Here is a 12,909-nt window from a genome sequence, read left to right as displayed (position 1 = left end):
GGCGATGGGTTAAGGGGTTAGACGTTGTAAAAAATAAGTGATGATAATGCGTGCGTCGCGTACCGGGTGTAACGTATAATCAGCGGATAAGCGATCGTTGACGTTTTTGATCAGACGTGCGGCGGCTTTTTGTACGGGCGTCGGCAGCGCTGCGTCCTGCGCGATATGGCGCAAATGCTCGATCGCAGGACGTCTTGAGAATTCGCCGCGGGAGGCATGCCATGCCGTGACAGCCAATCCTACGGCCCGGCGTGATTGTACCCGCGCGCGTCCGTCATTACCACTATGGAGCGATAACTCCGCTTCCGCCAGTTCTTCTTCGATACTTTGGATAGGATGGGTTTGTTCTCGCATAACACAAACTAAAATACAATGATGTGGTGTTCAATAAAAACCGAAATCAAAAAACGATTCTATTTTTTCAGACGTGCAAAAGTTACAATGCCGTGCGTCTCTGCCAAATCCATACGCCATCCGGTTTTTTCGAAAAGGGCATTGTACGTGCCGGCCGTATGAAAATGCAAACCGGAAAGTGTGGCGATCAAGGATAAAAGCGGCGCCGTCCATGATGTGCGATGAAGGAACATATTAAAAAAAAGTGCATCGGTTTGTGTTGTTCGCGCGGCTTCGCTCATGGCGACATCGGGCCGGGTAAATTCATTGAGCGAACCGCCGCTTACTACGCGACAAACCGTCGAATCCGCCAAAGGTAACGCTTCGGCATCACCTAAAATAAAAATTATGCGATGTAAAACGCCGGCCTCTTCGGCTCTCTGAACAGCACGCTGCAACATGGGTTTGGAAATATCTATCGCCAGTACAAGGGCATCACTTTGCATGCGTTCGAGCGCTTGAGCGATCGCAACCGCGTAGAAACCATGGCTGGTGCCGAGATCCAGGATTATGCCCGACGAAGGTAACGACGAAAGTTGGAGCGATGAGATCAGAAGCGTGGCTTCTTTTTCGTTGGGGAACGACGTACCGCACATCATGTGCATACACCACGTACGCCAGCATTTTTGATAACCGGCGGCCACCGGGAGAAAAAAATTACTATGTTGTGCGGGCGAAAGATGATCCGGTTTTTCTTTGAGCACTTCGAGGATACCGTCTTCAAAACGAATACAATGATGGCAGGATTGGCAAACGATCACGCCGTGCGTCAGCACCGATAATTCCGTAGATCCGTCAGCATACATTTTGAATGATGCGGATCGGCACTCGGGGCACAATACATGCGGAAGTACTCGCTGTATAGATAAAGTATTGGAGCGGGGAATGATTTCGGTAGCCAGTTCAGCAAGCATGGGGCGATGAATGCGTTCAGTATGGATTTATTTCATTGGCGCGAAAATACGCGAATTCATTAGCCAATGTCCATTCTTTTTTTTAAAATGATACCATTGAGGAATTTAATCATATAACAAAATATCACGTAACGTATCCATTAAAACGGAGATTCAAATATGGGCTTTGAAATGATGTGTTTGGCGTTTGCAGGGTTTATCCTGTTTCTGATTATCATGAGCGCTTTTTTTGTGGTCAAGCAACAAACCGTTGCCGTGATCGAGCGTTTCGGAAAATTTACACGGATGGCCGAGTCGGGTTTACGTTTTAAAATTCCGATGGTGGATCGTATCGCCGCACGGGTCAATATGCGCGTGCAGCAACTCGACGTCGTTGTGGAAACCAAAACACAGGATGACGTATTCGTACATCTCAAAGTATCCGTTCAGTTTTTTGTGATACCGGAAAAAGTGTACGAAGCCTATTACAAGTTATCCAATGTGCATCAGCAAGTAACTTCGTTCGTATTTGATCTTGTGCGTGCGCGTGTGCCCAAGCTCAAACTGGATGATTTGTTTGAGAAAAAAGACGAGATCGCGGATGCCGTGCGTCATGAGCTTAGCGATACGATGGAAGATTTCGGATATGCCGTACTCAAAGCGCTGGTCACCGACATTGATCCCGATGCCAAAGTGAAAGAAGCGATGAATGAAATCAATGCGGCAACGCGTATGCGTATGGCCGCGGCCGAAAAAGGCGAAGCCGATCGTATTCTCAAGGTCAAAGCGGCCGAGGCCGAAGCGCAGAGTAAAGCACTTCAGGGGAAAGGTATCGCCGATCAACGTAAAGCCATCATCGAAGGATTGCGCGATTCCGTCGAACAATTTCAGCAGGCGGTCGAAGGTTCTTCCGCCAAAGACGTAATGATGCTTGTTTTGATGACGCAGTATTTTGATACGTTGCAAAATCTGGGTGAACATTCACATACCAATACAATTCTGATGCCCCATTCCCCGGGCGGACTCAATGCGATAGCTGATCAGATTCGCGATGCGATGATCACGGCCGGAGAGGCAAATAAAAAACAGCCGGCCAAACCGCAATAATTTCTTTGTTAAATCGAACGGGTCAGTGTGCGGAATATTTCTGTCACGGACCCGTTTTTTATATCCTGAGCGAATCACTCGGAAAATTTCGTTAACAAAACATAAAGACAAGGAGCGCATCGTTATGCATATTGTACTTTTTCTCGGCAGTCTCCGCAAAGATTCGTTCAACCGAAAACTATTGAATAATGTTTTGCCGATGCTTGAAGGGCACACAACGGATGTGGTGGATTTGAAAGAAACCGTGCTTCCGGTATTTGACGGTGATCTGGACGGTGATAAAACGCCTCCGGAAACGCAACGCCTTGCCGAACGTGTAAAACGTGCCGATGCGGTTATTTTTGTTTCACCGGAATATAACTATAACATACCGGGCGGTTTGAAAAACGCTGTGGATTGGGTTTCGCGAAGCAAAGAGCGTCCGTTGCATGATAAACCCGTCATGCTCACCGGTGCGACACAAGGGCCGTTCGGGTGTGTACGTTTATTTATTGCCATGCGGCAGATGCTCGTATTTTTTAACGCGTTCGTTATTCCGCGTCAGGTAGGTATTCCGTCGGCCGCCAAAGCGTTTGATGAACAAGGGAAACTCATCGATCCTAAACAGATCGAAATGCTGCAAGCCGCAGTCCATGAATTATTACATGTGACACAGGCCTTAAGCAAAAAATAGAAGGCTTCGAAAAATATCGCGCCTAACCAACGTACATTTGGCCAGGCATTGTATTACAGGTTTAAATTGGAGTGAAGCTTTTAAAATGCTTCAATGTGAAGGATGTTATTTGAAGTAATTGTGAGGATACTGCGTTCGGGTACGGGTTTCCATCCTGCATCATCGGTTTGCGCCTCGGATGCGATCATCACAGCATCGGGAAATAACGTGAGATGGTCATTGTAATACAATGTAGCTTTGCGGCTTCCGTAATGAAACCGTGCGGCAATGATGTTCTGTCCGTCGGAAATTCCGATATTCAATACGATGTCTAAGTTTTGTGTTTGTGCGATGGTTTCCAATCGCTGAAATGTGCGACGAAGCGCCGATACTTGTTCATGCAACGACGCATTCTTATCTAAACCAAGGTAACTTAACCATAATCCGAAAACATGTTCGGAATCGGTATTGCCTTTGATGTGCGGCCAAAGCGAAGGATGAATATCGTTGAATAATTCCGGAAAAAACCGTGAGCGAAATTCATCCACGGCGCCGTTGTGCATAAAAGCATAACGTTGCCAACCAAAAGGATGCGTATTGGTGATCGCGACGGGCATACCTTCGGAAGCGCCGCGTACATGCGCCAAAATGATGTCCGAACTTATTTTGCCGGCCATCGTATGCATGTTGACATCATTGCTGATCGGTTGGATACTGCGATAAACGGCGGGTTCGTCGGACCAATGCGGCGCATACCACGCCAGTCCGAATCCGTCTTCGTTGGTTGTTCCGCGCAGCATCTCCCGCGCTTCATAACTTTGTTTGATGATTGAATGCTTCGGTGTGTGAAGCAGGTGACCTAGCGATATTGCCGGGCCTTTGTATAAAACTAATCGGCACATGGGTGTATGATACGCTTTGAAGGGAAAAAAACCAACTATGAAAAATAAAACACACATCATTGTACGCGTTTAACTTTACGCGTGCGTATGGGTGCTCCGTACACTAAAAAAATTTATAAAACATTCCTGTGAAGTCACGAGGCCAATATGAACGCTTTTCCCGTATTTCCGTCAGCCGGACGCATCGGTTTATTAGGCGTGGCATTTGATCAAAACTCATCCTACCAACGTGGCGCAGCGGGCGCTCCGCAGCGGATCCGCAACGCATTCTTTTGCGATTCCTCCAATCTTTGGAGTGAAAATGAAATGAATCTTGGTGCCGAAGGCATTTTTACGGATATGGGAGATATAACGCCGGAGCCGTCGCAATTGCTTGCGGAGACGGAACGTGCAGCCGGTCAACTTTATGAATCCGGTTTGAAGGTCATTGCCTTTGGCGGCGATCATTCCGTGACTTTTCCGCTGGTCAAAGCGGCAGCGAAAACGCATCGTAATCTCAGCATTCTTCACTTTGATGCACATCCTGATTTGTATGAGGACTTCGAGGGCAACCCGCATTCGCACGCCAGTCCCTTTGCACGAATCATGGAGTCGGGTTTGGCGAAGCGTCTGGTGCAGGTTGGAATTCGCACCATCAATGGACATCAACGTGCGCAAGCACAGCGTTTTGGTGTGGAGGTTCTTACGATGCAACGCTGGCGTGATATTTTTGATGTACGATGGGATTCTCCTCTTTATATTAGTTTTGATATGGATTGCCTTGATCCTGCTTTTGCTCCGGGTATATCTCATCGCGAACCCGGAGGGCTTTCCACGCGGGAAGTGTTAAGTATCATCCAATCACTTAATGCCGATATCATCGGCGCCGACATTGTCGAATACAACCCGGAAATGGATTCCCATGGCATGACAGATATGGTAGCGGCAAAAGTATTTAAGGAAATAGCTGCGATCATGCTGTAGGTTTTCTTGCTTTTTTATTTTGTAAAGACAAGAAACCTGATGACTGCTTGGTTAAACGCGGAAACGTCAAATCAATCATTCGATATGAGTAAGTAATAACCCAACGCATAGTGAGGAATCTATGAATCGGAAACATGTGTGTTTTGTCGGTATGCTAATGATCCTGATGCCGGGGTTTCTTTTCACACAGAAAAAAACGGACGTGCCAAGCGGCATGGAACCCGGGTTGTACAAATCTATGGAATGGCGCCAAATCGGTCCGTTTCGCGGAGGCCGTTCCGTCGCGGTTGCCGGTGACGCGCGCGATCCGTTGACCTTTTATTTTGGCGCAACGGGCGGCGGTGTATGGAAAACGACAGACGGCGGTATTACGTGGCTCAATGTATCGGACGGATTTTTTAAAACCGGCGCGGTCGGTGCGTTAAGCGTAGCAGAATCGGATCCTAATGTGATCTATGCCGGGATGGGCGAAACGTGCATTCGCGGTAATATTACGCCGGGCGACGGTATTTACAAATCGCTTGATGCCGGCAAAACCTGGTCGCATACCGGTTTGAAAGAAACGCAGTTTATCGGCGGCATTGCGATACATCCGCAGAATCCCGACTTCGTTTTAGTCGCCGCAATGGGACATATTTTTGGTATCAATAAAGAGCGCGGAATTTATAAAACAACCGACGGCGGAAAAACGTGGAAACAAACTTTATACAAAGACGATAAAACCGGCGCGGTCGAAGTGGCGCTTGATCCGCGCAATCCACGCATCGTATATGCGGCGTTATGGGAAGCTCATCGCAATGCGTGGAGCATGACCAGCGGAGGTTCGGGTTCGGGGTTGTATAAATCAACCGACGGCGGCGAAACGTGGACGGATATTTCAAAATATCCCGGCTTGCCTAAAGGCGTGATCGGAAAAATCGGTATTTCCGTTTCACCTGTCAAAGACGGACTCGTGTGGGCATGTATCGAAAATGATAACGGCGGTGTTTTCAGATCGGATGACGGTGGTCAGACATGGCGGCGCACCAATGAAGAACGAAATTTGCGCCAGCGGGCATGGTATTATTCGCATATTTATGCCGATCCTGTCAATTCGGAATCGGTATATGCGCTCAATGTACAGTTTTTCAAATCCGTGGATGGCGGGCGAACGTTTAAAAATTTTGAAACCAAACACGGCGATCATCACGATTTGTGGATTGATCCTCGTAATTCGGAACGAATGATCATCGCTGATGACGGCGGGGCCGCGGTAAGCTACAACGGCGGTGTATCGTGGACCGATTTGGATATTCCGACAGCGCAGTTTTATCATGTATCCGTGGATAATCAATTTCCATATAACATCTACGGTGCTCAACAAGACAATAGTACCGTTCGTATCAGCAGTCGTACCACGAGTTACGGCATTGACTTCGCCGATTGGAGTATCGTCGCAGGAGGAGAAAGCGGTTATGTCGTTGCCCATCCGTCGAAGCCGACGGTGACTTTCGGAGGAAGCTACGGAGGATACCTTACACGATTGGACGCGGCCACAAAACAGGAACGGAACATTGCCGTATGGCCTGACAATCCGATCGGTGCGGGTGCCGCTGATCAAAAATATCGTTTCCAATGGACGTACCCGATTGTTTTTTCACCGCACGATAAAAATACGCTATATGTAACGGCGCAGTGCGTATTTCGCTCAACGGATGAGGGCCAGAGCTGGACGGTCATCAGCGGTGACCTTACGCGCAACGATAAATCTAAACAACTATCGTCCGGCGGACCGATCACCAAAGACAACACCAGTGTCGAATATTACAATACGATTTTTTCGCTGGCGGAATCGTACAAAGAAAAAGGAGTTCTTTGGGCCGGGAGTGATGACGGTTTGATACATATCAGTCGTGATCATGGTGCGACATGGAACAATGTGACGCCCAAAGATTTTCCCGAAGGCCTTATCAGCATAATCGAACCGTCGTATATGGATGGCGGCGTTTGTTATGTGGCGGCGACGCGGTACAAGTTTGACGATCTGCAACCATATCTTTTTAAAACTACGGATTACGGCAAAACATGGAAACGTATTACGCAGGGAATTCCGAACGGTGCATTTACGCGTGTGATTCGCGCCGATCCGTTCCGTTCGGGTTTATTGTATGCCGGCACGGAAACGGGCATGTTTGTGTCATTCAACGACGGTGAATCCTGGCAATCGTTGCAACTCAATCTTCCCGTGGTCCCGATTCACGATATGGCCGTACAAACGCGGGAAAAAGATCTTGTCGTGGCGACACACGGGCGTTCATTTTGGATCTTAGACGATCTGACACCGCTCCATCAGATCGCGGATGCGTGGGCCAAACAAGCGGGATTGCTTTACAAACCGCGAGACGCGTACCGCATGGACGGATTTCAATACAGCGAACCCGGTGTTCCTGTAGGGACTAATCCTCCCAACGGTGTATTGATTAATTATTATTTAAAAGAACCGCCGAAGGAAGAAGTAAGACTCGAGTTTTTGAATGCCGAGGGTAATCTTATAACCGCTTACTCCAGCAAAAAAGATAAAAAAGGCAAAACGATCGAGAGTTCAAAAGAATTCTACGAGAAGAAAAAAGAAAAACGAATGGATGTAGTTCCTGCCGATTCAGGGATGAATCGCTTTGTGTGGGATATGCGTTATCCGGATGCCGCGGAAGTGGCCGGAGCGATCATGTGGGGCGGTAATATCAGAGGTCCCAAAGTCGTACCCGGTACATATCAAGTGCGCATGCATATCGGTTCGCAATCATGGACGGAGAAATTTGAAATTCTCAAAGATCCTCGTGTGGACACATCGCCGGAAGATTTAAAAAAACAATTTGAACTTATCAGTGGAATTCATAAAAAACTCAACGAGGTTCATGAAGCCGTTAATCGGATTCGAGATGTACAAAAACAAATAACGGATTATCTGAACCGTATCAAAGATTCGACGAGTGCGACGGCTATGAAAAAATCGGCCAAGCCGATTCAGGATTCGCTTTCAGCGATCGAAAACGAATTGATACAAACCAAAATCAAAAGCAGCCAGGATGTACTTAATTATCCGATGCGACTTAATAACAAACTGGCGGCCTTGGCGGCGGATGTCGCATCGGCGGATGTGCGTCCTACCGATGCGCAATACGCGGTTTACGAAGATATTCGAGCTAAAGCGGATCGATGGCTTGCTCAATTGAAGCCGATTTTAGAAAAAGAAATTCCACGATTTAACTCGGAAGCATCTTTGCAAACGCTTCCGGCGATTAATATTGATACGAAAAAGTAATAGAGTCCTACATATTTTTAGGCCAAAGCCCTGCAGAGATGTAGGGCTTTATTATTGCAATATACTACATTTTCATGGAGGTGCGCTAGAGGATCGAATTTTTTATCATTGATATGCAGTAGTAATTTCGGTTCTGCACTATATCCATCCACACAAAACTTTTTTTGACGGTATTCATTGGTACACACCGTCTGAAATCAGGAGTGAATCCATGTTTACAGTTAATAAAACAACTTTTCTTGTTCGCCTTGTTGTACTATCCGTTTTAGTGATATGCAGCATATCTGCGTGCGGACCATCCGCCAGTAATGAAATGCAATCAGACAAAAAACCAGAATACGGCGGGGCCTTAGTATATGGAAAAAGCGGGCATCCCATTACTCTCGACCCGGCGCAATCCGGAGAAACGGAGTCATCCGTCATTATCGCAAATATATTTGATGGTCTTGTCGAGCAAATCCCAGGCCGCGTCGGTATCAAACCTGCTTTGGCTCATTCCTGGGATGTGTCTTCGGATGGAAAAGTTTATACCTTCCAACTGCGGCAGGGTATCCGTTTTCATGATGGTACGCAGTTGACGGCATCGTCGGTTTTGTTTTCTTTTTTGAGGCAAAAGCAAGGCTCGGCAAGCGAATCGGTAGTGTTTGAAGATTGGAAAAATTTTGGAATGGATCGTATTGTACGAAGTATGGAAGCGGTGGATGATTCAACATTTCGTATTACGTTGCATGAACCGGATGCAACGTTTCTCGGATTGTTGACACTGAATTTTATGTCGGTTGTAAGCCCGGAGTCTGTGAGTTTGACCCGCCAAGAATTTTCAAAAAATCCGGTTGGAACGGGACCATTTCGATTTAGCTACTGGGATGCCGATAGAGTTGTACTTCGCTCAAACAAAGCTTATTGGGCGGGACCACCGTATATTGATTCTCTTATTTTTCAAACGATTCCGGATGTCGAAACCCGCTGGAAAATGATGTTGAGCGGTTCTCTTGACATTGCTGATGCGCCGCCTAAAAACGTCATTCATCGTGCGTACGATACGTCTAAGGTTAAGATGGTTCAATCTTTTGGTATGAATATCGCTTATCTTGCAATGAATCTTAAGCGATCTTTTTTTAAAGATGAAAATGTACGCAAAGCTATAGCGCATGCGATAAACCGTGAAGAGATCATTACCGCGGTATATGGTGACAACGGGCGGATCGCAAAAAATCCTATACCTCCGCAAGTTTTGGGATATAATAATAATATTCCTATGACAAAATACGATCCGATAGCGGCACGAAAGTTTATGAAAACTTCGGGCTATCCGGATGGATTTCGGTGTACTCTGTGGCCTATTCCTATCCCCCGTGAATATATGCCGAATGGGCAACTTGCAGCCGAGTTGATTAAGCGTGATCTTTCGGTAATCGGCATTGACGTGCAAATTGTCGTTACCGAATGGAAAGAATTTCTTGAGCGTAGAAAAAAAGGTGAGTATGACATGAGTATATCGGGGTGGATCGGTGATGCGCCGGATCCGCATTTCTTTTTTCATCCCTTACTTGATAAGAGCGTTGTGGAGGGGAATTTGTCAACAAATACTTCTTTTTATGATAGTGATGCCATGCATGTTTTGATTGATCAAGGACGAAAAACATTAGATACGCGGAGCCGTGCCGTAATATATAACAAAGCTTGCGAACTGTTTAATGACGACCTTCCTTTTATACCATTAGCGCATTCGATAGCCTACGTACCTTTATCTGCAAGAGTAAGGAATTTCCAAACCTACGCGTCGTCTGTGCGACGATTTAATAATGTTTGGTTAAGTAAAGCTGTAAAGTGAAGTCAGTTTTTTTGAAAATATTAATTACATTCCGGAAATGTTTTATAACTTCGAAGCCCTGCAATGATGCTGGTTTTTTTTTATCTTCGAATAACTCCTACATTATGATGTAGGGCAAAATCTGTAGCAATGATACGTGCGGATACCTACATTAATATGTTATTCACCGAATGGGTTGTTTTTCATGAACTATTTTCGTCGGTACAGTGCATTAACCGTATTAATTTTTGGTCTAATCATACTAAACCCGATTCGCGCCCAATCGCGTTTCGGGTTACCTGACTTTATTTATTATCCCCCCAAAGCCTATGAAGGTTTTCAACAGGTTTGGCGTGCCGTACAAGCGCATGACGGCGTCATGCTGTTTGCCAACGGCGGACCGGGTTATGTGTTGCAGTTTGACGGACAGCGATGGCGCAAAACGCAGCTTGATATTCCGGGAGGTGCATTTTCGATTGACGTTAGTGAAACGGGTACGATTTGGGTAGGCGGTCATTCCGATTGGGGTTTTTTGAAAGCGGATACGGTCGGCATGTATCAATTTTATTCACTATCAACAGGTCTACGTGATTCGATCAACGGTATTACGCAGGTGTGGAATACGATAATATTAGATGATGAGGTTTATTTTGGTTCGTTTGCCGGTGTGATACGCTATCATCTTGGCGAAACGAAGTTATTGAAAAGAAAAAAAGGATTCCGCCTTATTTTTAAAGTCGGTAATACGATTTGGGCGCCGATTCCGGGAGAAGGCATTTATGTACTCAATCGGCAAAGTCTCGAGTTTTCCATTTTAAAAAATTCTGAATCGCTCGGCGAGCGGCGTGTTTCGAGCATCGTGCCCTGGCGCAATGGTCAATATCTTTTACTTACATCCAAATCCGAGCCCTTGGTGTATGATCCGCTGACGGAAACCTTGCAGGTTTTCAAATCTTCATTTGATATTAGTGCTTTTGTTCCGTCATCATGTATTCGACTGAAAGATGGAAACTATTTGTTGACCAGTACATCTCATGGTATTGCATTGATGGATTCGTCCGGCTTTCTGCTGGTACAGGCCGATATGACAGACGGATTGCCGACCAATAATATAAAATCGGCGTATCAGGCCCAAGACGGGAGCATCTGGTTATGCTCCGAAAACGGTATCATATCTTTTGATTGGCACAATCCGATACGAACACGTCGTGACGGCCAAGGATTTCAGGGATCTGTGACCACGATGCTGCGGTACGGCGGGCGTATGGTGATGGGTACGACTCAGGGATTGTATTATGAAAAAAAAGATGCGCGCTCTCCGCTATTATCCGAATGGGTGCGTATACCCGATATCAATTTTCGAATAACAATGCTCGATACGGTGTGGGGGCATCTTGCGGTGCAAGGTGGTGAGTTTGTTTTACTTGATACGGCATTTAAAACAGTATTCAAAAATGATTTTATTACACAAAATGTCCAAAGTGTACCTACGCATCCGGATTGGCTGCTAGCAACTTCTCGACATCAGTTAATCCGTTGGAACAAAAAAACAAAAGCGCGTGAAAAATTGTATGATTTTCATGATGAAATAATTTCATTGGTTTTATCTCGCGAAAAACAAGAGGACACGTTGCGGTACTGGGCGGGTTTTGTCAGTAAAGGTGCAGCTCTGATCATGATGTCGCATGAAGGGAAATACTTCTATCACAGATATGTTGCCATGCCGTACGATGGATATACCTATGTGAATTATAATCTCGGCCATTTAGCGGCTAATACCATGCGTGGGGTATACCGGTTCGAAGAAAGAAATGGTTTGATCAACGTATTGGAAGATAATACGCTGGGGCCGATGATCAACGGTAGCAAACGAAATACGTTTTTCATTGTAGCCGACAGTGTCGGATATTGGGTCAAAGCCGGAGCATTGTATCATATCAGACCGCTCAGTGAACAATTATGGTCTTATGATTCGACAATTTTTCTCAATACCGAAGTTGATCCTACGGGCATGATGATTGACGGGCGCTATTTGTGGGTTTATGGAACGGACGGTGTATCCCGTTACGATCGGAGTATCGGGTATGATTTCAAGCAAAATTTTGACGCCAAAATACGTACGATAAAAACGCGCGGCGATTCAGTATTGTATGCCGGTATGCCCGTGCCGAATTATGAAAATCAAAATTTGAAAATTGATTTCCGTTATAACAATCTGACATTCGAATTCGCGGCTTCGTATTTTCTCGACACTAAACATCTGCAGTTTTCGTGGAAACTTCAGAATTTTGATGCCGATTGGACAGCATGGAGCAGTGAGAACCGCGCGATATATACGAACTTGAATGAAGGGGAGTATACATTTAGAGTAAGAGCGATGAATGTATATGGGGTCATCGGAAGGGAAGCGAATTATACGTTTCGCATTTTACCGCCGTGGTATCGGACATGGTGGTTTCGCTTGCTGATTTTGGTACTCATCGGATTGATTTTATGGCGGGTGTATCAGTATCGCGTAAACCGGCTTTTGGCGGTGGAGCGGTTGCGCGTAAAAATTGCCAGCGACCTGCACGACGATATCGGTGCCAATCTGTCAAAAATCGCGATGTACTCCGATTTAGCCAAAGAAAGCAAAACGCTGCATGATTCTATCCCGATGCTGGATAAAATCGGAGATCTCAGCCGGAATGTGATATCCAGTATGAGTGATATCGTGTGGTCTATAGATGCGCGCAATGATCGGGTCACGGATTTGAATTTGCGGATGCAAAATTTTGCGCATGATTTACTGGGTCGAAAAAATATTACCGTAAAGTTTGAAAGTACCGGGATGGATGAAGCCATCACGCTGCCGGTACTGGTGAAGCAGAATGTGTATCTGATCT

9 protein-coding genes are annotated in these 12,909 nt (G+C 46.0%); 6 read left to right on the top strand and 3 right to left on the bottom strand.

Features of this window, described 5'->3' with window-relative positions; translation table 11 throughout:
* Positions 1-9: 9 nt before the first annotated feature.
* Both HUU58_14465 and HUU58_14460 read right to left on the bottom strand, forming a co-directional pair.
* On the bottom strand, positions 10-354 hold the full coding sequence (locus HUU58_14465) for a hypothetical protein (protein NUN46877.1): 345 nt from the start codon (positions 352-354) through the stop codon (positions 10-12).
* Between the two features lie 59 nt (positions 355-413).
* A complete protein-coding gene (locus tag HUU58_14460) occupies positions 414-1,307 on the bottom strand; it encodes a class I SAM-dependent methyltransferase (GenBank protein ID NUN46876.1) in 894 nt (297 codons plus the stop codon).
* Positions 1,308-1,478: 171 nt separating this feature from the next.
* On the opposite strand from HUU58_14460, the gene HUU58_14455 reads away from it, so the two are divergent.
* Both HUU58_14455 and HUU58_14450 read left to right on the top strand, forming a co-directional pair.
* Positions 1,479-2,393: an SPFH domain-containing protein gene (locus tag HUU58_14455; GenBank protein ID NUN46875.1), complete on the top strand. Its 915-nt coding sequence runs from the start codon at positions 1,479-1,481 to the stop codon at positions 2,391-2,393.
* Positions 2,394-2,517: 124 nt separating this feature from the next.
* On the top strand, positions 2,518-3,066 hold the full coding sequence (locus HUU58_14450; GenBank protein NUN46874.1) for an NAD(P)H-dependent oxidoreductase: 549 nt from the start codon (positions 2,518-2,520) through the stop codon (positions 3,064-3,066).
* Between the two features lie 80 nt (positions 3,067-3,146).
* Here the strand turns inward: HUU58_14450 and egtC are convergent, their stop codons facing one another.
* Positions 3,147-3,947, bottom strand: a complete 801-nt coding sequence (gene egtC, locus HUU58_14445) for an ergothioneine biosynthesis protein EgtC (GenBank protein NUN46873.1) — start codon at positions 3,945-3,947, stop codon at positions 3,147-3,149.
* A 147-nt stretch (positions 3,948-4,094) separates the two neighbouring features.
* On the opposite strand from egtC, the gene speB reads away from it, so the two are divergent.
* The 4 genes from speB to HUU58_14425 all read left to right on the top strand — a co-directional run.
* Positions 4,095-4,910 (top strand): agmatinase, encoded by an 816-nt coding sequence (gene speB, locus HUU58_14440; GenBank protein ID NUN46872.1) that lies wholly within the window; start codon positions 4,095-4,097, stop codon positions 4,908-4,910.
* A 166-nt stretch (positions 4,911-5,076) separates the two neighbouring features.
* Positions 5,077-8,211 carry an exo-alpha-sialidase gene (locus tag HUU58_14435; GenBank protein ID NUN46871.1) on the top strand — a complete coding sequence of 1,045 codons (3,135 nt, stop codon included), beginning with the start codon at positions 5,077-5,079 and terminating at the stop codon, positions 8,209-8,211.
* 211 nt (positions 8,212-8,422) lie between these two features.
* Positions 8,423-10,045: an ABC transporter substrate-binding protein gene (locus tag HUU58_14430; protein ID NUN46870.1), complete on the top strand. Its 1,623-nt coding sequence runs from the start codon at positions 8,423-8,425 to the stop codon at positions 10,043-10,045.
* A 184-nt stretch (positions 10,046-10,229) separates the two neighbouring features.
* The coding region (locus tag HUU58_14425) for a hypothetical protein (protein ID NUN46869.1) at positions 10,230-12,909 on the top strand (2,680 nt) is incomplete at its 3' end.

The organism is bacterium, assembly GCA_013360215.1.
GTDB lineage: Bacteria > CLD3 > CLD3 > SB21 > SB21 > JABWCP01.
The sequence above is the reverse complement of the archived record's forward strand: the minus strand, read 5'-3'. Positions and strand labels throughout refer to the sequence as shown.